General features: G+C 34.2%; 20 protein-coding genes. 13 read left to right on the top strand and 7 right to left on the bottom strand.

Annotated features, from left to right (window positions below):
• The first annotated feature begins 14 nt into the window (after nt 1–14).
• From pyk to M9897_11915, 3 genes are all read left to right on the top strand, one after another.
• Complete coding sequence (pyk, locus tag M9897_11925; protein ID MCO5269589.1) at nt 15–1,430, top strand: pyruvate kinase; 1,416 nt, start codon at nt 15–17, stop codon at nt 1,428–1,430.
• A gap of 83 nt (nt 1,431–1,513) precedes the next feature.
• Complete coding sequence (locus M9897_11920; GenBank protein ID MCO5269588.1) at nt 1,514–2,821, top strand: aminopeptidase P N-terminal domain-containing protein; 1,308 nt, start codon at nt 1,514–1,516, stop codon at nt 2,819–2,821.
• Nucleotides 2,818–3,597 (top strand): alpha/beta hydrolase, encoded by a 780-nt coding sequence (locus M9897_11915; GenBank protein ID MCO5269587.1) that lies wholly within the window; start codon nt 2,818–2,820, stop codon nt 3,595–3,597. Before M9897_11920 ends, M9897_11915 begins: the two co-directional genes overlap by 4 nt.
• Here M9897_11915 and M9897_11910 read toward each other — a convergent pair.
• The 7 genes from M9897_11910 to acs form a co-directional block, all read right to left on the bottom strand.
• A complete protein-coding gene (locus M9897_11910) occupies nt 3,556–3,831 on the bottom strand; it encodes a hypothetical protein (protein MCO5269586.1) in 276 nt (91 codons plus the stop codon). The two genes, M9897_11915 and M9897_11910, sit on opposite strands and share 42 nt — an antisense overlap.
• Before the next feature lie 204 nt (nt 3,832–4,035).
• Nucleotides 4,036–4,728, bottom strand: a complete 693-nt coding sequence (locus M9897_11905; protein MCO5269585.1) for a hypothetical protein — start codon at nt 4,726–4,728, stop codon at nt 4,036–4,038.
• Between the two features lie 74 nt (nt 4,729–4,802).
• Nucleotides 4,803–5,423, bottom strand: coding sequence for a hypothetical protein (locus M9897_11900; protein ID MCO5269584.1), 621 nt, complete (start codon nt 5,421–5,423; stop codon nt 4,803–4,805).
• A gap of 100 nt (nt 5,424–5,523) precedes the next feature.
• Complete coding sequence (locus M9897_11895; GenBank protein ID MCO5269583.1) at nt 5,524–6,693, bottom strand: ribonuclease D; 1,170 nt, start codon at nt 6,691–6,693, stop codon at nt 5,524–5,526.
• Complete coding sequence (locus M9897_11890) at nt 6,693–7,664, bottom strand: polyprenyl synthetase family protein (GenBank protein MCO5269582.1); 972 nt, start codon at nt 7,662–7,664, stop codon at nt 6,693–6,695. Before M9897_11890 ends, M9897_11895 begins: the two co-directional genes overlap by 1 nt.
• An 11-nt stretch (nt 7,665–7,675) precedes the next feature.
• The gene (locus M9897_11885; protein ID MCO5269581.1) at nt 7,676–10,615 is read right to left on the bottom strand and encodes an MMPL family transporter; all 2,940 of its coding nucleotides are present in this window, start codon (nt 10,613–10,615) and stop codon (nt 7,676–7,678) included.
• Between the two features lie 56 nt (nt 10,616–10,671).
• Nucleotides 10,672–12,603 (bottom strand): acetate--CoA ligase, encoded by a 1,932-nt coding sequence (gene acs, locus M9897_11880; protein MCO5269580.1) that lies wholly within the window; start codon nt 12,601–12,603, stop codon nt 10,672–10,674.
• A 120-nt stretch (nt 12,604–12,723) separates the two neighbouring features.
• Between acs and M9897_11875 the strand changes: the two genes are divergently transcribed.
• The 10 genes from M9897_11875 (at nt 12,724) to nadB (ending at nt 24,910) form a co-directional block, all read left to right on the top strand.
• Nucleotides 12,724–14,070, top strand: coding sequence for a T9SS type A sorting domain-containing protein (locus M9897_11875; GenBank protein ID MCO5269579.1), 1,347 nt, complete (start codon nt 12,724–12,726; stop codon nt 14,068–14,070).
• 202 nt (nt 14,071–14,272) lie between these two features.
• Entirely contained in the window at nt 14,273–14,860 is a 588-nt protein-coding gene (locus M9897_11870) for a hypothetical protein (protein ID MCO5269578.1), read from the top strand.
• A gap of 533 nt (nt 14,861–15,393) precedes the next feature.
• Nucleotides 15,394–16,077: a hypothetical protein gene (locus tag M9897_11865; protein ID MCO5269577.1), complete on the top strand. Its 684-nt coding sequence runs from the start codon at nt 15,394–15,396 to the stop codon at nt 16,075–16,077.
• Between the two features lie 388 nt (nt 16,078–16,465).
• The gene (locus M9897_11860; GenBank protein MCO5269576.1) at nt 16,466–17,329 is read left to right on the top strand and encodes a Bro-N domain-containing protein; all 864 of its coding nucleotides are present in this window, start codon (nt 16,466–16,468) and stop codon (nt 17,327–17,329) included.
• A 415-nt stretch (nt 17,330–17,744) separates the two neighbouring features.
• Entirely contained in the window at nt 17,745–18,983 is a 1,239-nt protein-coding gene (locus M9897_11855; GenBank protein ID MCO5269575.1) for an IS4 family transposase, read from the top strand.
• Between the two features lie 197 nt (nt 18,984–19,180).
• The gene (locus tag M9897_11850) at nt 19,181–19,933 is read left to right on the top strand and encodes a hypothetical protein (GenBank protein MCO5269574.1); all 753 of its coding nucleotides are present in this window, start codon (nt 19,181–19,183) and stop codon (nt 19,931–19,933) included.
• A 149-nt stretch (nt 19,934–20,082) separates the two neighbouring features.
• The gene (locus M9897_11845; protein MCO5269573.1) at nt 20,083–20,994 is read left to right on the top strand and encodes a cytochrome-c peroxidase; all 912 of its coding nucleotides are present in this window, start codon (nt 20,083–20,085) and stop codon (nt 20,992–20,994) included.
• Between the two features lie 83 nt (nt 20,995–21,077).
• The gene (locus tag M9897_11840) at nt 21,078–22,076 is read left to right on the top strand and encodes a c-type cytochrome (protein MCO5269572.1); all 999 of its coding nucleotides are present in this window, start codon (nt 21,078–21,080) and stop codon (nt 22,074–22,076) included.
• Nucleotides 22,077–22,464: 388 nt separating this feature from the next.
• Nucleotides 22,465–23,427 carry a quinolinate synthase NadA gene (nadA, locus tag M9897_11835; GenBank protein MCO5269571.1) on the top strand — a complete coding sequence of 321 codons (963 nt, stop codon included), beginning with the start codon at nt 22,465–22,467 and terminating at the stop codon, nt 23,425–23,427.
• The gene (nadB, locus tag M9897_11830; protein MCO5269570.1) at nt 23,417–24,910 is read left to right on the top strand and encodes an L-aspartate oxidase; all 1,494 of its coding nucleotides are present in this window, start codon (nt 23,417–23,419) and stop codon (nt 24,908–24,910) included. Before nadA ends, nadB begins: the two co-directional genes overlap by 11 nt.
• Nucleotides 24,911–24,959 lie beyond the last annotated feature (49 nt).

Below are 24,959 nucleotides of genomic sequence, written 5' to 3'. Positions count from 1 at the left end.
TTAAAAATAAAAGAATGAAAAAAACGAAGATTATAGCAACATTGGGACCTGCTTCCTCCTCAAAGGAAGTATTACGTGAAATGGTTGCTGAGGGGATGAATGTAGCAAGAATTAATTTCTCGCACGGTTCTTATGAATACCATGCGCAAGTGATTCAATATATACGAGAGATTAATGAAGAGACCGGATTAAACATAGCTATTCTCGCCGACTTGCAGGGACCTAAGATTCGTACTTTGGATATGGAAAATAATAAAGTAGAATTAATCCCGGGAGAAAAAGTAGAAATTGTAACAGAAGAGATTCTTGGTACTAGCAAACGTTTTGCCATCAATTATGATCAATTAGCTGTAGATGTAAACGAAGGAGAATATATTTTACTTGATGATGGAAAATTACAACTAAAAGTTTTGAGCACAGATGGAAAAGTTATCCAAGCAGAAGTGGTATATGGAGGCTTTTTGTCTTCTCACAAAGGAGTAAATCTACCAAATACGGCTATCTCTCTACCTTCATTAACAGAAAAGGATAAAGAAGACTTACAATTTGCTATGGATCAAAATGTAGATTGGATAGGCTTATCTTTTGTCCGTTCTGCACGTGATATCATAGAATTAAAACACATCATAAGTAAGCACCACAATAAGGCTAAAATTGTTGCCAAGATTGAAAAACCAGAAGCATTAAAGGACATTGACAATATTATCCAGAATACCGATGCTATTATGGTTGCAAGAGGTGATTTAGGTGTCGAAATCCCAATGGAAGATGTACCATTGGTTCAAAAGATGTTAATCAAAAAAAGTTATTCTTATGCTAAGCCGGTTATTGTTGCCACCCAAATGATGGAAAGCATGATTACCGATTTTTCACCTACTCGTGCAGAAGTAAATGATGTGGCGAATGCCGTTCTAGATGGCGTTGATGCAGTGATGCTGTCAGGTGAAACATCAGTGGGAAAACACCCTCCATTAGTTATAAAGGCAATGAGTAAAATTGTAAGCAAAATTGAGGAATCAGATAGTATTTATTACCGAGAAGAAGTTCCTGTGAAAAATCAAGAACGCTTTATTTCTGATTCTATTTGTTTTAATGCAACGCGTTTAGGAAGTCAAGTGAATGCAAAAGCAATTGTAACTATGTCCTTCTCAGGATATACAGCCTATAAGATTGCTTCACAACGTCCAAAATCAGAGATTTTTGTCTTTACTATGAATAAAGAAATTTTGACGCAACTTAATTTGGTATGGGGTGTTCGTGCTATTTATTACGACAAGATGGTAAGTACAGATCATACGATAGCTGACATTAAATTTATTCTAAAAGAATTAGGTTATATTAAAGAAGGTGATTTAATTATCAACTTAGCCTCTATGCCAATTGAAGCTAAAGGGAAATCGAATATGATTCGATTAAGTTATGTTGAGTAATAAATATTATTTTCCTTTTAATTGCATATAAGAATACGTACTTTTCGAGGTGCAAATTTTGAATTAAATTAAAATATAAGTCGATGAGATATAAACAAATAAACAAAAAACTGTTCGAGAAGAATAGAGCAAAATTCACAAAAAAGATGAAAGCTCATACTTTGGCGGTTTTTAATTCGAACGACATTTACCCTATAAGTGCCGATAGTACCATTCCATTTCAGCAACACAGAGATATTTTCTATTTGTCAGGAGTTGACCAAGAAGAAAGTATTTTAGTTCTTTTTCCAGATGCGCAAAATAAGAATCATCGAGAAGTATTGTTCTTGCGTGAAACAAATGAACATATTGCAGTTTGGGAAGGAGAAAAACTAACTAAAGCAGCTGCTTTTGATACGAGTGGAATTAAAACAGTATATTGGTTAAATCAGTTCGACACCATCTTTAATGAAATGATGGCTGAGGCAGAAGGAATCTATTTCAATACCAATGAACATTTACGAGCAAACACAGAGGTTCAAACACGTGAAGATCGATTTATAAAGAAATATAAAAAGAAATATCCTGCTCACCAAGTATATAAGAGCGCTCCAATCTTACATGAACTACGCAGTGTAAAAGAAGATATTGAAATTGAATTAATGCAGACTGCATGTAACATTACCGAAAGTGGTTTCAGAAGGTTATTGGGATTTATTAAACCAGGAGTATGGGAATATGAAATAGAGGCAGAATTAATTCATGAATTTACTAAGCAGCGCTCAAAAGGATTTGCTTATACTCCAATTATTGCTTCTGGGAAAAATGCATGTGTTTTACATTATATTCAAAACAATGAGAAATGTAATGATGGTGATGTAATCCTATTAGACGTTGCCGCTGAATATGCTAATTACTCCTCTGATTTAACACGTTCAATTCCTGTAAATGGGAAATTTACAAAAAGGCAAAAAGAAGTATATAATGCTGTTCTCCATGTAAAAAATGAGGCTCAAAAGATGTTGGTCTCTGGAACTATCATTACCGAATATCAGAAAGAAGTTTGTAAAATCATGGAAGCTCAACTATTAAAGTTGAAGTTGATAGACAAAACAGATATTAAAAACCAAAATCCAGAGTGGCCTGCATTTAAGAAATATTTTATGCATGGCACTTCTCACTTTATTGGTTTAGACACACATGATTATGGCTTTTTTAACAAACCAATCAAGGCAGGAATGGTTTTCACTTGTGAGCCTGGAATATATATCCCAGAAGAGAAATTAGGAATACGTATCGAAGATGATTTAGTTATTCAAGCAAAAGGTGGCCCTAAAAATTTAATGAAAAATATTCCTATTGAAGTCGATGAAATTGAAGAATTGATGAACAAGAATAAAAAGAAAAAATGAGTTCATCCACATCCTTACACTATCGGATAGTTGGAGATGGCTATCCGGTAGTTTTTTTACATGGATTTTTAGAAACTAATCATATCTGGGAGAATATCTTACCTCACATGAAAGATATTCAAGCAATTTGTATAGAACTTCCAGGCCATGGAAAATCTCCTTTATTAGCTGAAGAATTAAGTCTATCAAATATTGCGCAAGCTGTATATACTGTTATTAAGAATTTGAATCTTCCTCGATTCTCTATGGTAGGTCATTCGATGGGAGGATATACTGCCTTAAATTTATATGAATTAGCTTCGGAGAAGATTGATCATCTTATACTTCTTCATTCACATCCATGGGCAGACCCAAAAGAGAAAAAGAATAATCGAACACGTGCTGCGCGAGTAGTCGAATACGATAAGATGTTATTCCTAAATGAGGCTATTCCATATCTGTATCATAAGCAAGAAGCTTTCACAAAGGAAATTCAACACGCTATAAAAATAGCACAAACGATTAGTGAGGAAGCTATCATTCAATCCTTGCTCGCTATGCGTGATAGAGAAGATAAAGTCAATGTATTAGAAATGATGGGTAAGAACTTACATATCATTCAAGGTGAATATGATGTTCTAATTGACGCTTCCACCATGCAAGCAGAGGCAAGAATACATCACAATACATTTGATTTAATTAAGAATATTGGGCACAATGGATATGATGAGGCTCCTGAACAAGTAATTTGTTTATTAAATCGCTGCCTTCAACCTATAGGTGAAAACGCTATCTAAATTAAAGAGTTTTAACTGGTACTTATTCTTAGGATTCAGAATACTCATATCAATATTCACACTTTTCTGAAAACGCCCTTTAGTTACAATTGTATCATATTCAGTATAAATTACATAGCTATATGTGTCTTCAGAATCTAACAGAATGTGACAAACATTTTCTTCCATATAAACATTTGGTTGGATTTCTCCAGGAAATTCTACTATATTATTTGACACAAGCTGCATTCTCATAGTAACCAAATTTAATATATTAAACTCTGTTTTGATGGAGTGGTTGCATTTTTTAGCCCAATAAGATATTTCAATAGATTAAGTAGTTAATCACTTCTATGAAAGATAGACTTATTTACTAAAAGATGCCAAATTTATTGAGATGAATGACTTATAAATACCTTTATGCTGTCGAATTTTATCAAAATATTTAGCTCAAGAATATCAGTTAGGTTGTATCCCCCGGCTAAGCTGGAACATAAAATTAATAAAGGCATTTATAAGAGGATGGGGAGTATCTACAGAACTACAAATTTGAGGTATGCACATAGTTGCTACACAAAAAGGGCGCGATTTTAAACTTACAATCTCAGGATCATCATATTGGTTGACTGCCTCAATATCAATAGCAATTTTAGAAAGTGGACCTAAAATAGCAGGATAAATAGAAAAGCGAGAATTAGTTAGTTCCGTTCGAGGTCTATCTCCATATAAAATCTTTAAATTATGAGAAATTGGCTCTACTTCAATCTTCTGAAGTAACTCATCCTTTATGAGATTTTGAGAAATCACCTTACTTTCAAGCACATTTAGTTTATAAGTAGCTACTATTTCTTCAATAAAATAAGGAAATGCTCCTCCTGTAATAAATAATGGAATTGATGTTTGCATAATGATATGCATAATTTGCTGAAGTTCGATACTATTCTCATAAGTATCAGGAGCTACCCAGATTCCATCATATTCTATTAATTTAGATTCTTTGATTTGAATAGCTTCTTGAATTCTCAACCAATAACAATCAACTTCTACTCCAACTACACGTGCTGAATGCTCTATAGACATTATAGTAGCATGATGAAGGTTATTTGAAAAATCAAAATTACCAATAATAACTATTTTAAGCGAACGACGCATATCAAGTTGCGGGTTGTTATATACAAAAAATGGTCAACAAATTTGCGACCATTTTTAAAAATTAGCTTATTATTTTATCTTTTAAAATACCCCTCATACGTGGCATTCATAAATACAATCGAATCTGTAGGTGCATCTCTATCATCATATAGAGTTACATTAAATTGAGCTACACATTTCATATAATCTCCCTTTTCATCTGTTTCTTGTTTTTGGGAAGAAAAAACAAAATTCTGTGGTTGAGTAGAATCTTCTCGGCTCAGCCATACATTCCCTTGTGCATCACGATAAGCAATCTCTACACCTCCTAGACCATCTCTCATAAAGTCTGGAGTTTTATTATTTGTAAAGAAAGTTTTAAACTCATTCAAAGTAGGGACAGCATCAGTTCCAGGATTGAAATTTAATTTTCCTAAACTAATCTTAATTAAGTCCATTTTTTGAGCAGACTCAATAGATGAATAATAAATAACGTTGGACGGTTGTGGAGAAGGAAGAATCTCTTTTGCCTGCGTGGCTATACATCTATATCCATCCTTATCTTTAATTAATTCATATGGAGAACCATTTAACATTCCTGAAAAACTAGCTGGAAGATCAACTTTCTTCTCAGGTGCCGGAATAATCTCGTGTTTAATACATGATGCAAAAAGGAATACACCCATTACAATCATTATTTTACTAAAAAGTTTCATAATACAATTGTTATTTAACTAATATACGCAATATTATCCATTTTAGTTGTCTTTTTTACATAATATTTTAAAAAATAAAATGTACCTCACATTTAAAATACTAAAATAAAGAAGGAATCTGTTGGATATTCAAGGCTTTAACTGCCTCCATTACTAATTCTTTTTGATAATGTAATAACTCTCTTTCTCCGCCTGCATATTGAATAACCCGCTTATTTGAAAGAAAATAATGTGTAAGGTGTTCACCATACTCTTTTTCCAACCACTCTTTCACAGGTAGAAAGAAACGCTCAGACATTTCTTTAATACGTCGCTGTTTTTCGCGTTGAATGTTTTTTTCTTCTCTGCTTATTATGTCAATAGATAATTGGTCTGCTTTAATCTGTTTTTGTTGTGCTTCATTTTCTACCTCCATCAAGATACCTTCAATTTTCTTCTGAGTATCAACTGTCTTGATTTTCGGATGTATCCCTTTGAGAATAAGCCAATCACGAATTATGTGTGGGTTTTGAGCCAACTCAAATACAATGTCTTTATTGAGTACCTTATAGGTTGGTTTATCCATCTGTTTTCCAAAATTCTCCCTTAGGACCATCAATCTCTCAAAACGCATCCACTCAATTTTTGTCAATATTTTTTGATCTTTATATAATAAGAAATTGGAAACTTCTCCATCATCCCAGCTTGCTCTTTCAAATGCTTCCATTTCTTCTTCCATCCAAGAGAATCTATGGGATTTATATAGGGTATGCGTTAAAAATTCATATAATTTAGATAGATAGAGTACATCATTCGCAGCATATTCCATTTGGTCTTGAGTGAGAGGGCGCAAAAACCAATTACTCTTTTGCTGAGAAGAACTTTTCTGTTGTTTTGCATGAATATCTAAATAAGTTGCTAAAGCATTTCCCAATGAGAGAATAGGATTATTTAGTAAAGAGAAACCTATAGCTAAATCAAAAACATGAGTCGGATGAACTCCTAAGTAATAGAATAGACGCATATCCTCACTAAAGGCGTAACCTACTTTTATAATTTTTGGATTTTCTAAAATCGCATAGATAGATTTCAGATTCATAGATTCCCCAATGGGGTCAATCAGATAACAAGTTGTTCCATCTGAAATTTGAATTAAACACAAATGAAATCCATATTTAAAATGATTTTTATCAAATTCGGTATCTATAAAGATGATATCTTTTTGTGAGAACCCTTGAGCAACATCTTTTAACTCTGTGTCAGTAGTAATATAGCGTATCTCTTGCTTCATTAATATTCTCGCATCATTAAAAAATTAGCTAGATTAATTAATTCACTTTTTTGGGTTTCTGGAACATGAATTTGTTGCATATTCTTCAAAGCTTTGTGATAAAATAATGTTTTTTGTTTCTCCACTAATTCCCTAACTCCAATAGCATCAAATACTTTCTTCACTTCTTCTATCTTTTCATGGCCTTCCAGATGATATAAACAAACTTGTAATCTTTCTTGATATTCTTTATTTCCAAATTGTAGAGCTGATAAAAGAAGTATTGTTTTTTTATTTGATAGAATATCTCCTCCCACTTGCTTTCCAAACTTATCTGGATTGGCATAAACATCCAATATATCATCCTGAATCTGAAAAGCTATGCCAATATTCACTCCGAATTCATAACAATTCCGAATGTCTTCTTCATTCTCCACTCCTGCAACAACGGCTCCCATTTCTAAAGCAGCACCCAACAAAACAGATGTCTTTAAGCGAATCATCTCAATATATTCTTCAATGGAAACATCCGTACGTTTTTCAAAATCCATATCCATTTGTTGGCCTTCACATACCTCCTGAGATACTTTAGTTAAAATGGCTAATAATTTAGAGGTAATATGGGGAGAATAATTTAAGAGTAACTTAAATGCTTCAGTATATAAAACATCTCCAGATAAAATTGCCACATCTCTACCCCATTTTTCATGAACAGTCATATTCCCCCTTCTCAAAGGTGCCTCATCCATAATATCATCATGAATTAAGGTGAAATTATGAAACAATTCAACAGCTACTCCTGCATTTAATGCTTCCATTGCAGGTTTTCCAAATAATTCACAAGCCAAAAGAGTTAATGCAGGGCGCATGCGCTTACCTCCAAGCGATAAAAAATAATTTAAGGGTTCATATAAATTACGAGGGGTACTTGGAAAAGGGTAATTCGTAATAGAATCTTCAATAGCTTTTTGGAAATGAGGAAGTTGAGGCATTAATCGTAATTTTATTCATCATCAGGATTTACCTCAGAATCTGGTGCGATTCGCGTATCAGGGTCTATCTCTAATTCTGTTAATTCAATATCTACTTCTTCGTCATAAACATTGAAAAGTGGATCTCTTAAGGCTTTACGTGTAATCCTCTTATCAATAGTCAGTAAGAAAGAAGGCACAAGAATAAGGTTTGTAAGCATAGCTACTAATAAGGTTAATGAAATCAATAATCCAAGGGCTTTAGTTCCTCCAAATTGAGAGAAAACGAACATAGAGAATCCAGCAAATAAGACTACAGAAGTATATAACATACTTATTCCTGTTTCTCTCAATGCATAGATAATACATGCCTTTTGATTATAACTTCTATGCATTAATTCATGACGGTATTTGGTTAAGAAGTGGATAGTGTCATCTACAGTAATACCTAATGCAATACTAAATACCAGCAGTGTAGAAGGCTTAATCGGCACAGCAAAAAAGCCCATAATCCCAGCAGTCATAATTAACGGAATAAGGTTAGGAGCCATTGAGATTAACACCATTTTAAGGGATCCAAAAAGTAGAGCCATCAAAATACTGATAACTATAACCGCCATAATGATACTCGTAAACATATTATAAATTAAGTAGGATGTTCCTTCTGCTACAATAACAGATGTTCCTGTAATGATATAATCTAATTTTTCATGTTCAATACCATCTCTTAACGCTTGGGCCATTTCAGGTTTGTCATAGTAGCTTGCTAATAGAGCTGGATCCATATCAAATTGATAAATCAAATCTGCATCCCCACCAGCAATATTTGATGCTGTATTATTCCAATACGCATTTGATAAAGCAAAAATTGAATCTATATATGATTTATCACCTTTTTCATAGTTGGTGTAGAATTCCATTGCTTGAGGATAGGTAGGGTTTAATACACTGTCCAATAAGTGAGAAACACGTGCTATTATCGCCTCCATCTCAGATTTTCCTAGATCTCGAATCTGTAAACGAATCCGGTATGTAGTATTTGTGGTATCAACTAATTCTTTAATCGATAAGCCATTCGTTGAAGCTGGATATAGTTGTTCAGAAGCCAGTAACACTGCTCTTGGAGCATTTCCTTGTTCTAAATATTCCGATACTTGTTTTTGAAAGATTTGATATGAAGACGCCTGCAAACTATCCTGATTGAATAGTTCATTATTCAAAAGAGAATCTTCGATTAGCCAATTAGGTTGCTCTATTAGTCTTAAAGCAATTTTAGGGAAGTTTAGTAAGATAGAATCAGCAAACTGCGTATCTCCTTCTTTTAGACTATTTTGATAATCTGCTAATCGTTGCTTCTTAGAAACATCCTCTTGGAAATTTTGTACATAATCTTTCAAGCGTAACATATCTTTACGCTCAATTAATTTATACATATCTGGATTATTTCCATAGTAAGCCATATTTAATAGCTTCATAAAGCTAACAATGGAAAGAGATTTACTAAAGACTGTATCTTCTTCTATACCATTCTGAACAGCTTCCATTTTTCGAAGAAGCGTTTGATCAAATTTTCGAGCATCACTCTTATAATTCACCAATACCTCAAAAGGAATAACCCCTCTAAAGTTGTCTTGAATAAAATTAATATCCTTTAAAATCGGGTCTGATTCTGGTAAATCGCTTGTTAGGTTACCTGTCGCTTTCATAAGAGAACCACCCCAAATACCAAGACCAACAAGAATAGCAGTTATCCAATAAATACGAGTCCTTCTATTGGTTGTATAATATACTAACTTGTCTACAATGAAAGTAGAGAATTTCTGCTCTAAATGCTTTAAATGACGGTCCTTTGGTTGGGATTGATAGGAGAATACGATTGGAATAATGGTGATTGACAAAGCAAAAACCATCATAATATTTAGTGAGGCTGATAAACCAAATTCCAATAATTTATCTGAATTTGTAAAGATAAAAGTTGAGAAACCTATCGCAGTAGTCAAATTTGTCATAAAAGTTGCGTTCCCAATTTTTTGTATCACACGAGAAAGCGCTTTAATTTTATTTCCGTGATCTCTTATCTCTTGGTGGAAGTTATTCAAGAGATAAATACAATCTGGAATACCGATAACAATCATCAGCGGAGGAATCAGAGCCATCAGGATAGATAACTTAAAGCCCATCATACCGATACTTCCTAATGACCAAATAACAGCAGTAAATACCACTAAATTACATATCATCACGATGCGCCAAGAGCGATAGAAAATATAAAGTAGTATGGAAGTAACAAGAATGGCTATTCCGATAAAGATAAACATCTCGTTCACAACGCGTTTACCAAGAATCACTCGGATATGAGGTAGCCCTGCAAAGTGCATCTTTCCAAATGTTTTTTCATAACTCTCGGCTAGACCTTCAATATCGAAAACTACTGCCTGTTTCTTTTGATCGCTTAAATAAGCTTCGTCGATGTTAATCATCATCAAAGAAACATGGGTTGAATCATTATATAAAAGATTATGATAAAGTGGGACCCTTCTTACTTCCTCGCGAATTTCATCAATAGATTTTTCTTGGAAAGTTTCATCACTAAAGATGGGCTCCATTTCAAATCTACGATCACGTGTGTTATTGATAATATTAAACAAATCTGCTTCAGAGAATACAGATTTAACACCTGGTATATTTGCTATAGAATCACCTAATTTTTTCCATTGAAGGAAATTACTTTCGGTGTAAAGACTATCAGTTTTTATTGCAATAACAAGTGTGCCCCCCTCTTCACCAAACATTTCTGTGAGTTTGGCATAATCTTCTTGTGCAGGAGATTCTCTTGGTAAAGTATTTCCATACTTATTATCTGTTTTTAAACTCGTTAAAGCATAATAACCAAACACTAGCGTTAGAACAGATAACAAGATAATTATCAGAACTCTATTTCTTAAGATTAACTGAGAGAGTTTAAACCACATCTATTCAAATTGACTTTTAAAAGCGCAAAGGTAATTAAATTGACTAAACCAGAAAATTATCCGCATCTATTCTTCTTTATATCTTCCACTACATCTGGATTCAATAAGGTAGTTATATCTCCCACATTATTCATCTCTCCTTCCGCTATCTTACGTAAGATTCTCCGCATAATCTTTCCAGACCTAGTTTTAGGTAAGTCTTTAACGAATTGAATCTTATCAGGATTGGCAAGAGGACCTATCAAATCTCTCACACTTTGAATGATTTGAGTTCTACATGATTCTATCTCAGATTCATTCACTTGTTTGTCTAATAAAACAAAGGCATAAATCCCTTGACCTTTGATATCATGAGGGAAACCAACAACGGCACTCTCTACCACTTTTTGGTGGATATTAATAGCATTTTCAATTTCTGCTGTCCCGATGCGGTGACCGCTCACATTCAATACATCATCAACTCTTCCTGTAATTCGATATTTCCCATCACTTTCTCGTAAACAGCCATCTCCACTGAAGTACATTCCAGGGTACGCTGAGAAATAAACATCAAAACAACGTTGATGATCCCCCCAAGTGGTACGCAACATTCCTGGCCATGGAAACTTAATACACAAATTGCCTACTGCTTCAGGTGTCGTGATCTCATTCCCTTTTTCATCCATCACAGCTGGTTGAATTCCAGGTAAAGGATAAGTTGCATACGATGGTTTCATATCCGTAACATGTGCCAATGTAGAAATCAGAACACCTCCATTTTCGGTTTGCCACCATGTATCCACAATAGGACATTTTCCTTTCCCAATATGATCATAATACCAATGCCATGCTTCTTCATTGATAGGTTCTCCAACACTTCCTAGAACTCGCAGCGAACTTAAATCTTTGCCATCAACAAACGATAATCCATGAGCCATCAACGCACGAATGGCTGTTGGAGCTGTATATAAGATATTCACGTGATGTTTATCTACAATATCCCACATTCTTCCAGCATCGGGATAAGTGGGTACTCCTTCAAACATCATGGTAGTTGCTCCAGCTGATAGCGGTCCATATACAATGTAGCTATGTCCTGTCACCCAGCCAATATCAGCTGTACAGAAAAACACCTCTCCGGGTTGATAATTAAAGACATTTACAAATGTATAGGTGGTATATACCATATAACCTGCTGTAGTATGGACTACCCCTTTTGGTTTACCTGTACTTCCACTGGTATAGAGAATATACAGAGGATCTTCTGCGTCCATTTCCTCAGTCGGATAAAAAGTGGTGCCGCTTGCTTTTACCTTTTCCACCTCATCATGCCACCAGTAATCTCTACCCTCCAACATGTCAATTTTTGCTCCAGTTCGAGCATAAACAAGCACTTTTTGCACGCTATCACATTGCGTCAACGCCTCATCTACGGTATTCTTTAACGGAACTATTTTTTTTCCATGATAAGATGCATCACAAGTTATAACAAGCTTTGCTTGAGCATCATTGACTCTATCTGTAATTGATTTTGCAGAAAAACCACCGAAAATAACTGAATGTATAGCACCAATACGAGCACAAGCCAATAAAGAAATAGCCAATTCCGGAATCATTCCCATATAAATACATACTCGATCTCCTTTCTTCACCCCATTGTTTTTTAACACATTGGCAAAAATATTTACAGCATCATGCAATTCTTGATAGGTTAGCGTGCGAGCTTGTTCTGAAGGATCATTTGGCTCCCAAATAATAGCAGGTTGATTGGCTTTATCTTTTAAATGTCTGTCTAAACAGTTTTCTGTAATATTTAGTTTAGCCCCTTTAAACCATTCAATAATAGGCGCCTCCTTGCCTTTAAACTGCCAATTAAGTACTGAACTCCACCGTTTCTTCCATTGAAAATTTTCAGCAATTTCTTCCCAAAACGTTTCAGGCGCTTCTACGCTTTTCTGATACATTTCTATATATTCTTCTTTGGTCTTAATTTGATATGGATAATTCATGACTCTATTTTTGACAGTTCTAAAGTTAGTAATTAGCTCATAATAAGAAGAAAATCAATCATAAATTTTGGATTTTAAACTATTTTATTTAATATTGATGGCTGAATTAACTACAAAATAATGAAACCTAGCCATATTATCATTTTAATGATTTGGGGATTTATATCTGTACATGCTTTTTCACAAAGTACTGTTACTAGGATATTTACTGACTATAATGGTTGGTGGGATAGTGGAAATACAGGTGGAGTAATACCTGATAACTCTCACAATTTACTTGGATTTGTTGTAAACGGTAATATTTATTCTACTGGCGTTGATGATAGCAAGCTAATCTCACATGGAATTACATTTACCCCTATGACTTTTGAAGCCATGCCTTTGGCAACGAATATTTCCCCTCAATATATTGGGGTTGGACTGTGGTATGGTGGTTATGGAAATGTAAGCCCTATCCCAATTTCGTTAACTAATTTCGGACAATATCTTATAGATGGAATTCAAGGATTAGACTTAGGTACAGCTCTTTTTAATTCGACTGGAAGTAATAAATATTCAGTACCTTCCATAGATCCAAATGCCATTAATGATGGGGTGCCCGATATTATTGTTACTCAGATGGGAGAACCTTCTGGAGCTTCTGATAAATTCAGCTTTTATGATGCCAGCAATACATTGATAGGAAATATCATCAATATCTCTTTTAATTCGATTGCTTCTTTGGGTACTGCAAGTTGGAAATTTTATACTACTTCGGAAACTTATAGAAGTGATCTTCAAGGAACACGTGCAATTCGTATCATTACTTTCCAATTAGCTGATTTTGGAATTACAACTTCGAATTATACACAAGTCGTTCAGTTCTTACAGGATCTAAGTGGTTCAAGTGATCAAGGATTTGTTGCATATAACACGCAAGCTATTATCATACTTCCTGTGGAATGGCTTAATTTCAAAGCAGTTTCTAAGAACCGAAAAGTTTCCATCTATTGGATGACAGCTTCTGAACATAACAACGCTTATTTTACCATTGAAAGATCAGTAGATGGTGCGCATTGGAAAAAAGTTGGAACGCACGATGGAGCAGGTAATTCTTCGCAAATCTCTTCTTATAAGATGATAGATGAATATCCCCCTGCCGGAATTTCTTACTACCGAATTTCACAAACCGATTATGACGGAAAAGAAGCGTATTACGAACAAATTATATCCGTTCAAGATTATTCAACAGCGAATGATGAACTCATAGAAGTTTACCCAAATCCAACTTCTGATTATCTAAATGTAATTACTACAGCAGAAATAAATGATTTACATGTTTTTGACCTCGTTGGAAAAGAAATTACTCAAGATGTAGTTATGGACTATACCGGAGAGGGAATGATCTACCTAAATATACAACACTTACCTAAGGGCGTTTACTTTATCAAAGTTGAGAATCAAACTGTAAGATTCATCGTTCAGTAAACTCTCTAAAATGCTTGTCGTTTTCTTTTGCAAAAAGAACTTCTTCGAATGAATTTCAAGCATTTGCCAGAGCAGGGAGGTAGTATTTTTTGTCTTGTCTTTTTGCTACTTTTTTGACAAGAAAAAAGTAAGATGCCAGTCATTTTCGTATATTTAGTTTATGCAAAGGACACTTCAAGATTTTAGCTACAAAACACTAAGAATGGATAGATTTAAAATTATTTTAATACTATTTGTTTTTTGTAATCCTATTACATTTAGCCAAGATAAGATGGATGGAGGAGAAATAAAACATTATTTTTCTGACTCTAAAATGCTTAAAAATATAGTTAATATTTATTTAGACTCTACATATAATAGACTTGGTTGTACAAATACTGATAAATTGTCTATTATTCAAAGAACTGGTTTTGATTCAATAAAAAAATATTACTACTATGAAATAGATAATATACAAAATATGCCATTTTATACAAATAATTATTTCAAAGAGTTAGAAGATATGGGTAATGTTGTTGTAACTGTAGATTCAATAAACATTTTTATACGGGAGGAGGTTTTAAAAGATTTACCTTTCAGGGATTCAATACACTATGTAGGAGAGAAAAATATAATATTGAAATATGGTAAAGTTTTTGAGTTATGTCAACCTGGGTCTTTTGATTTTTTAAGATTTTTATTTTTACCTGATGGTAAAGTTGATAAGAATTATATATGTTTAATGCCTTTAAAATCGTCAGATAAAAATAAGAAACGTAAATTAAAAGCTAGAAAAAATAATCAAAAATAAATCTTATTAACATTCCCCAATCCCCATCATGAAAAGCCAACCCAAAGCGCGTCGGCCAGACAAAAAAGCGGGAAGCAGCACGCGTGAATGGCAAATACGTAGCAAATTTTCGAAGACGCTTGTCGTTTTCTTTTGCAAAAAGAACTTCTTCGAATGAATTTCAAGCATTTGCCAGAGCGGGGCGGCAGCATTTTTTTGTCTTGTCTTTTTGCCTACTTTTTTGACAAGAAAAAAGTAAGGAAAGAAATTAAAATTTGTATCTTTCGATTATGATACGCACACTTCAAAACCACATACTCGATACTTTTCCCCAAGCTGGGAAAACCAACAAAAACGAGTTTTTGGTGCGCAGCATTTGCCCAACTTATTACTTTGAAGTGGATGATGTACTGATTAGCTACGAGGAAGCAACAACCGAGGAACAAACGGAGCTGGTAGCGAGTGAGGGGTATAGGTATGGGTTTAATACGTGGTAAAGCAAAATACAACAAAGACGGTGAACTATATCTGGCAATTTTATAAAACAAATGAATATGATGAAAATAATACTATTAACAAAAAGTAAGCAATTTAATAAGATTATCTTTTATATTTCAATCCTGTTCTATTTGATAAGTTATAGTTATAGTCAGAAAAATACTAATGATTTTCAAGTAATGGTGTATTCTGTCCCCAAGGAAAATCCGATTTCATTAGTTTATAATCATTTAATGGATTCTATTAGTGGAAAATGGAATTGTGATTCACCTACATTATTGCAGTTATCGTTAAAAAACTCTAAGGATAATAGTACAACCCTATCTTTAAGTAATCATAGGGGGTTTAAGTATTATTTTAAGGATATGCAATATGATAGTACATTAGTGCTTCTTAAAGTCAATGAAACTCTTATTTTCTGCGTTTCATTTGATAAATATGAGACAAAGTTGTTCGATAATGTCATATTGATTGATACAATTCAATTCTCATCTATTTCTAGTTTTGTTGATACTACTCAATGTAATAATGTATTTTATGATGGTAAAAAGGCTCCTTTGATTTATGCTATTTATTTTTCTATATCTCAAAATGGACACCTCTCTTTTGAGTCATATAGTGATTTCATAGAGTCTAATGATTATTATTTGTATAAGAAGAAATTAAGTGACAATTCCCGAGACAACCGTAGTGAAGCGAAGCTCACTAACCAAAGGAAAGTAAAAGCGAATAAAAACTAATCAACAATCCTCAACCCCATCATGAAAAGCCATCGCAAAGCGCGTCGGCCAGACAAAAAAGCGGGAAGCAGCGCGCGTGAATGGCAAATACCCGTAGAGACGTACGGCCGTACGTCTCTACGGGTATTTGCCAGAGCAGGGAGGTAGTATTTTTTGTCTTGTCTTTTGCCTACTTTTTTGACAAGAAGAAAGTAAGGGAAATCTTATCAACGCACCCTAAGCTAGGCTAATGTTTTAATCTATAGACTTTTATGTGTTTTGTACTATAATGCTTTCTTATTTACAGACAATTGCTTAAGTTGAAAAAAGTATTAATTTTAGACTAGAAAATAGTAATTCAATTAACTTTAAAAAAGATTATCTAAGGTTTAAGTAGTAGCTTATAAGAATGGAGAAAGAAAATACAATAAAAATATTTGAGCAAAAACAAGTCCGCACACAGTGGGACGAAGAAGAAGAACTTTGGTATATTTCAGTAGTTGATGTAATTGAAGTACTTACAGGAACAGATCGACCAAGAAAATATTGGAGCGACTTGAAAACAAAGTTAAAAAAGGAAGGAAGTGAGTTGTCCGAAAAAATCGGACAACTGAAAATGAAATCGAAAGATGGGAAATTTTACAAAACTGACGTTGCTAATACAGAACAAACTTTTAGACTCATTCAATCCATCCCATCACCAAAAGCAGAGCCTTTTAAATTGTGGTTAGCACAATTAGCATCTGAACGTCTGGATGAAATGCAAGACCCTGAAATTACGATTGATAGAGCATTAAAGCAATACCTTGAATTAGGTTATTCTGAGAATTGGATAAACCAACGTTTAAAAAGTATTGAGATCCGAAAAGAGCTTACTGATGAATGGAAAAAACGAGGATTAAAAGAAGGAATACAGTTTGCCACCCTAACCGATATTATTACCAAAGCGTGGAGTGGTAAAACAACTAAAGAATACAAAATCCTTAAAGGTCTCAAAAAGGAAAATCTTCGGGATAATATGACTAATACTGAACTTATTTTGAATATGTTGGCAGAGGCTTCTACTAAAGATATTTCACAAGTTGAGAATCCCAAAACCTTTAAAGATAGTGCTAAGATTGCTCATCAAGGCGGAAAAATTGCAGGAGATGCAAGAAAAGCACTGGAGGCAAAGACAAAGAAGAAAGTTGTTACATCTCAAAATGCAAAGGCCTCTTTAAAAAGTAAAGACAATCCGAAACAAATAGAAAATATAAAAAGGAAGGACAAATAAAAACCATCAATCCAACGAAGTCTAAGATATAAAGAGTTGTTTAGTTGTTATTTACAGAATAAAAATTGTATTTTTTTGGAGTTCCTTCTTCTTTTTCCCAACTCCCTTCTGAAAAGCCAACCCAAAGCGCATCGGCCAGACAAAAAAGCGGGATGCAGCGAGCGTGAATGGCAAATACCCGTAGAGACGTACGGCCGTACATCTCTACGGGTATCTGCCAGAGCAGGGAGACGGCATTTTTTTATCTTGTCTTTGTACCTACTTTTTTGACAAGAAAAAAGTAGAATACAAATCATTTTATCAATCATAACCCTCCATACATAACTATCCGAAACTTTTTCAGAAAATCATATTAAAAATTAAAAAACCGAAACAGTCTTCTTAAATTTGAAAATCACGACAAAATTCAAATGAAATGGGACTGTTTCGTAGGAACAAAAATAACAATAAGCCTGTAATTCGTCAAATTATTGACTTAATTCCTCAACATTTATTAGCAAGAGTTATTCAACAGCATAATTCTGACAAGGGATGCCATAAATACAAGACTTATGACCAACTTGTTGCAAATTTGTTCGGACAGCTGTCTCGATGTAGTACTTTAGAGGATATTTCTGTTGGTATTGGTGTGTCGAAAACCTTTATTCGGGACTTAGACTTAAAACAAAGTCCTGCAAAATCAACGATGAGTGATGGGAATAAAAAACGTAGCCACAAAGTCTTTGAGAGTCTGTATATGAGTTTGTTAAGCTACTACGGTAATTTATTGAAAAGACATACTCATCGAAAAGTAGTAGAAGAAGTTAAAAATCAAACTATTCTTCTTCGTGATAGCAGTACAGTTAGCGTGTGTCTAGGGCTTTTTGATTGGGCAAAGTTTCGGACAGCAAAAGGAGGAATTAAAATCCATACGCAATGGGATGAGGCGATGATGATGCCTAACCTTGTGAATATCACTAATGCATCTATTCATGACAGAAAAGGATTTGAAGAAATTGTTTTCCCAAAGGATACGATTATTGTTGAAGATAAAGGATATTGGGATTTTAACATCATTAAAGCTAGGGTGTTGTCCCAAAATGTTTTTGTTACAAGAATAAAAGAAAACACTGTTTATGAAGTAGCTGAAGAATTAGATCTTCCAGAAAATGAGGATCAACATATTTTAATAGACGAGATTATTTATTTGACAGGACAAAAAGCAAAAGAAGTTGGGATAAATCAAATGAAATTCAGAAAGGTTGTAGCCTACCATGAAGAGAAAAATACAACGATAGAAATTATAACTAATAATCTTTCTTGGAAAGCTTCAACAATTGCAGAACTATACAGAAGGCGTTGGGATATAGAAACTTTCTTCAAGCTTTTAAAACAAAATCTCAATGTCAAAACTTTTATAGGAACTTCTGAAAATGCAGTAAAATCACAAATATTTATTGCATTAATTACCTATTTACTACTTGAACTTTTACGAAGAGTTGGGGTGTCAGGGAAAACGGCTTTTTCAAACTTTGTAGAAAAAATAAGAATTTGTCTGCCATTCTATCTTTCCTTAGATTATGTTATAAATACTATCCGACCGATTGTCCAAAAAGCAGAGAAACCTCCTCCAGAAGATGATTTGTGGACAACGGTACAACTCCAAATGTTTTAACTGTTTGACTTTTTTTCTCACATTATGATTATTGACTATTACAAATAGGACGATACAGGATGTTTTGTATCAAATTTTAAAAAACTTTCGGATGAATGTGCCCTCCATACTATTATAGCTCACAAAGAGAAATAAAAATTAGATAAGTTATTGGATAATTTCAAATATTCCACTATCTTAGTAGAAATATTATTACTATGAAAAATAAATTTATAATTGCTCTTGCCATTGGATTCGTAATACTAGGTTTGTATTCCTGTAAAAAAAATAATCCTGAACCAAAGGATGATACTTCACAAAAGATAACTTCATACATTCGATTTAACCATTGGGTAGATGGTGTAGATGTTGTATATGATACGGTTAAATATACCAACGAATTTGGAAATAATTTCAGTATAGAAACTATCCAATATTTTATTTCTCGCGTTACGCTAGTAAAAGAAAATGGTGATGAAATAGTGATTAAAGATGCTATTTATGTGGATGCAAAGAAGCCTGAATTGTTATTCAAAAAAATAACAAAATCCATCCCAAATGGTATTTATACTGGAATTAAATTCGTTTTTGGTTTAGATGCCGCAATGAATCAATCAGGAGCTTTTCCTAATTTCCCTGAAACTGCTATGGAATGGCCAACTATGATGGGAGGAGGATATCATTATATGAAATTAGAAGGGCGTTATGCTGTAGGGACGGGATATAACTTCTTTAATTTTCATACGGGACCATTAAATGGAGCAGAAAATTATTTTTCTGTATCACTTCCTATGAATTTAAAGGTGACTAAAAATGAATTTGATATCTCCTTAAATATGGAAATTCAGAATTGGTTCAGAAACCCTCATACGTTTGACTTAACAACTATAGCTGGAGGTATGATGGGAAACCAAGCAAAACAGCAGTTGGTTAAGGAAAATGGAGTCGATGTTTTTTCTGTAAGTGAATAAAGATTAAAACTACATATAAAATAGGGCTTATTCTAATACTCATTGGTGCATCCTTCAGCTGTAAAAAGGATAAAGTTGAGTATAGTGAATATAATGGAGAATATAATCCTACGCCCGTAAAAATTTCTTATCCTTCTAATTTTCCAACAATGATTATCCCAGCAGATAATCCAATGACCAAAGAAGGGATAGCATTAGGTAGACGACTCTTTTATGATCCTATTTTGAGTGGTGATAATACCGTTTCTTGTGCTTCTTGCCATCAACAAGGTCACTCATTCGGTGATCCTAATCAGTTCTCAATCGGAGTGGGTGGACAAACTGGGGATGTACAGTCCCCAACTCTCATTAATCTAGCTTGGCAAGATGCTTTCTTTTGGAATGGAAGAGCTAAGTCTATCGAAGAACAAGTGTTTGGACCTGTCACAAATCCTGTAGAGATGAATTCAAAATGGAGTGATGTAATTGCCAAACTTAAAAGCGATGCTTCTTATCGGAAAGCATTTAAACAAGCTTTTGGTACAGAAAATATTGACTCAACGCATGTTGCTAAAGCAATCGCTCAATTTGAACGCACTTTTATTTCAGGAAACTCTAAATACGATAAATGGTTGAGAGGAGAGACTAATTTTACAAACGATGAATTAGAAGGATATTATCTTTTCTTTTCAGAGCGAGGAGATTGTTTTCATTGCCATGGAACTATTCTAGCGCATGATAATAGTTTCCATAATAATGGTTTGGATTTAAATCCCGACCCTGGTCTATTTAATACTACAGGAAACCCAAATGATTTTGGAAAGTTTAAAACCCCTTCTTTACGTAACATTGAATTATCTGCTCCATATATGCATGATGGCCGTTTCCAAACTTTAGCCCAAGTGCTTATGTTTTATAGCACAGGCATACATAAAGATTCGCCAAACCTATCTCCACTCATGGAATCAGCTGCAAATGGTGGGGTTCAGTTAGATGCCCAAGAAATGCAGTATCTCCTCGCTTTTCTAAAGACTTTTACCGATCAGGAATTTATCCAAAACACGTCTTTTTCTCAACCTTAATTAGGTCATTATATTCCGAAATGACTTATATCATTTTTTAGTTGCTAAATAAGGAGTATCTTGTTTGCATAAATACTATGAATATGAAAACTATACACAAAATATTGCTTATATCACTTCTTTTTATCCCATTCTTCAGTTGTAAAAAGAATAAGATTGAACAAGTAGAGCCGTATAAACCAACACCTGTTTCTATAAAATACCCATCTAATTTTCCAGAAATGAAGATTCCTAGCGATAATCTTCCTACTAAAGAGGCTATTGCTTTAGGGCGCGCATTGTATTATGAGAAAATGTTATCTAAAAATCAGAATAGATCTTGCTCTTCTTGCCATGATCAAAGTAAAGCATTCACTACTCCAACAGCTAACCCATTAGCTCATATTAATTTAGGGTGGAGCGAACAATTTTTATGGAATGGAAAATATAAAACGCTCGAAGATGTCATGCTCTATGAGGTTGAAGACTTTTTTGAAACAGATCTCGCAGTGATAAACGCTAGCGAAAAATATAAATCTATGTTTAAGAAAGCATACAACGTAGAGCAAATCAGTTATAAAAACCTAGCTTATGCATTAGCTCAATTCTTCCGGACCATGAACTCTTACAATTCAAAATACGACAAATGGCTGCGAGGAGAAACTACTTTTACCAATGATGAATTAGAAGGTTATTATATCTTCTTTTCTGAACGAGGAGATTGTTTTCATTGCCATGGGACTTTATTGACGCATGACAATAGTATGCACAACAATGGATTGGATATTAATCCGGATCCAGGAATGTTTGAAGCAACTGGCAAGCCAAGTGATTATGGAAAATTCAAATCTCCAACACTTCGAAATATTGAGTTAACTGCTCCATATATGCATGATGGACGTTTTCAAACCTTAGCAGAAGTATTGATGTTTTATAGTAATGGAGTACAAAAAGATTCTCCCAATCTTTCCCCATTAATGAAATATGCTAGTAATGGTGGGGTACAATTAGATGCACAAGAAATGCAGTATCTCATAGCTTTCTTAAAAACATTGACAGATAATGATTTTATAACAAATCCAGATTTATCAGATCCAAACTAACGGTGCTTGGTTGTCTTGTCAGCCCTCGGTACATTTTTCTCCTGTCGTCGAAAAACACTCGGTCTGACAACCGGATATATTGTCAGACCGAGTGTTTTTTCGAAGAAAAAATGTACCGAGGGATGACAATGTATCGAGGGATGACATCATAATTTGTATCTTATTCTAAATACACAATGGTTTAAATAATATAGACTTTAAAGAAAATCCATCTTTTTGTCTCCTTTCCTTTTTATTTTAAAAGAGAAATTCTTTATCTTTGCAATGAAATTCGCCGGTTGGGTGTGTTCAAATATTTTTTTTAAAATGAATCAGGCATTGCTTTTGCTAAAGGCAATAGCTTTTAGGTATTTGAACAACAGATATTTAATGTTAATGAAGAAAGAAAATGGACGAATTGTATAAGAAGGAACTCACCGAAAAAATCAATCAGCTTAAAAAAGAGAAAAATGCAGTGCTATTGGCGCATTACTACCAACGTGATGAAATCCAAGATGCAGCAGATTTTGTAGGTGATAGCTTAGGATTAGCTATAGAAGCTGCAAAAACAGATGCTGAAATCATTGTGTTTGCAGGTGTACATTTCATGGCTGAAACAGCTAAATTATTGAATCCTGATAAACGTGTATTCTTACCAGATTTAAAGGCGGGTTGTTCCTTAGCAGATTCCTGTCCTCCAGATAAATTTAAAGAATTTATAGACGCACATCCTGATCATTATGTAATTAGTTATGTGAATTGTTCAGCTGGCGTGAAAGCGTTGAGTGATATTATTTGTACCTCATCAAATGCACGTGCTATCGTAGAATCTGTTCCAAAAGATCAGAAAATTATTTTTGCTCCAGATAAAAACTTAGGAAAATACCTTATGAAGGTAACAGGAAGAGAACTTGTTTTATGGAATGGAGCTTGCATCGTGCACGAAGCATTTTCATTCGATAGACTCTTACAAATTATCAATGAAAATCCAACTGCCAAATTAATTGCACACCCAGAATCTGAGCCACATGTACTAGATTTAGCTGATTTTATTGGTTCAACTGCAAAAATGATTGAGTTTGTTAAAACTACAGATGCTGAAACTATTATCGTAGGTACAGAAGCTGGTATTCTACATAAAATGAGTCAGGTAGCACCTAACAAAACGTTGATTCCTCTTCCAGTGAATGAAGATAACACCTGCGCTTGTTCCGAGTGTGCTTTCATGAAAATGAACACCTTAGAAAAAGTATATAGTTGTTTATTAAATGAAACTCCGGAGATGTTCGTTGACCCTGCCATCATAGAAAGGGGACGACTTCCAATTGATAGAATGGTAGAATTTTCAGCAGGTCTTACAGTTGCAAAATAAATTTGATATATTAATCATTGGCTCAGGGATAGCGGGACTATCTCAAGCCATTACTTTGGTGGAGAAGGATGCTTCACTAAAAATAGGAGTTATCAGTAAATCTGAAGTTAGCATAACCAATACCAGTTTGGCACAAGGTGGAATCGCTGCCGTGATGTCAACCGAAAAAGATAGCTACCAAGCTCATATTGATGATACCATTAAGGCTTCTCAAAATAAGGCAGATATTCAGACGGTAACTCACATTGTTGAACATGCTCACGAAGGAATCCATCAACTTGAAAAATGGGGGGTTGAGTTTGACAAAGAAAATGGAGAGTACCACTTCGGGTTAGAAGGTGGACATTCTGCACCACGTGTTTTACACGTCAAAGATCAAACTGGTGCTGCTGTACACAAGCAATTATTACAGAAGGCTAGCTCTTTACAAAATATCACCATCTTGGAAGATTGTGAAGCGATTGAACTCCTACTAAACACAGATAAAAGCGTAGGTGGAGCTTCCGTTTACAACTATCAAGATCAAACGATTCAAGAAATTCAAGCCAAAATAGTTGTGTTAGCAACTGGTGGTATGGGTCAGTTATTCGAATACACCACTAATTCAGCTATTGCAACCGGAGATGGAATCTTATTAGCTCATCAAGCAGGAGCAACCATTGAAAATATTCAGGCCATCCAATTTCATCCAACAGCTTTCAAGCAAGAAGGAAAGAACCAACTTTTCCTTATTACAGAAGCCATGCGTGGCGCTGGTGCTTATATCATCAATGATGAAGGAAAGCGTTTTGTATTTGATTACGATGAAAGAGGAGAGCTAGCTACACGCGATATTGTTTCAAAAGCTATTTACAGTGAAATGAAACGCAGTGGTAGTCAACAAGTTTATCTAGATTGTAGACATATTTCTAAAGAGATACTTTTACAAGAATTCCCGTTTATCTATGATTATTGTAAAGCAGCGGGGACAGACTTAAGTCAACAAATTGCACCAATCGTTCCGGCAGCACATTACAGCTGTGGCGGAATCAAGGTGGATATAGAAGGAAAAACAACGGTTCAAAATCTGTATGCTATCGGTGAATGCACGAATACAGGTTTACATGGAAACAATCGTTTAGCATCTAACTCTCTCTTAGAAGCTATCGTATTAGCAGCAGATGTAACAAAGAGTATCCTGTCTCACATAGGGAATGTTCAATACAATGATATGCTACCTGCCTCAATAACTGAATTTGATAATACAAAACTAGATCTCACAGAAGACGAAATTAAGCAGTTAAAGAAATTACTTTCTACTTATTTTATCACTAATTCTGGTCAAGATTTATACGAAATCAAACAATTCTTAACTGTTTATTTCTCCTATGTTAAAGGATTACATGGGAACTCATTAGAAAAGCTACATTTTCAAAATAAATTGATACTCAGTCACATGCTGATTGAAGACAGAGCAGGAGAAAAAGTGAGAGTGGAATTATAAAAAACAAAAAGACAATTTATACATTGTACTTACGTTTTATCAGCAAGTT

Origin of the sequence: Brumimicrobium sp., from assembly GCA_023957385.1 — a bacterium.
In the GTDB taxonomy this organism is placed as follows: Bacteria; Bacteroidota; Bacteroidia; order Flavobacteriales_D; family Crocinitomicaceae; genus Brumimicrobium.
Note: the sequence above shows the minus strand (reverse complement) of the source record. Positions and strands in the feature narration are given on the sequence as shown.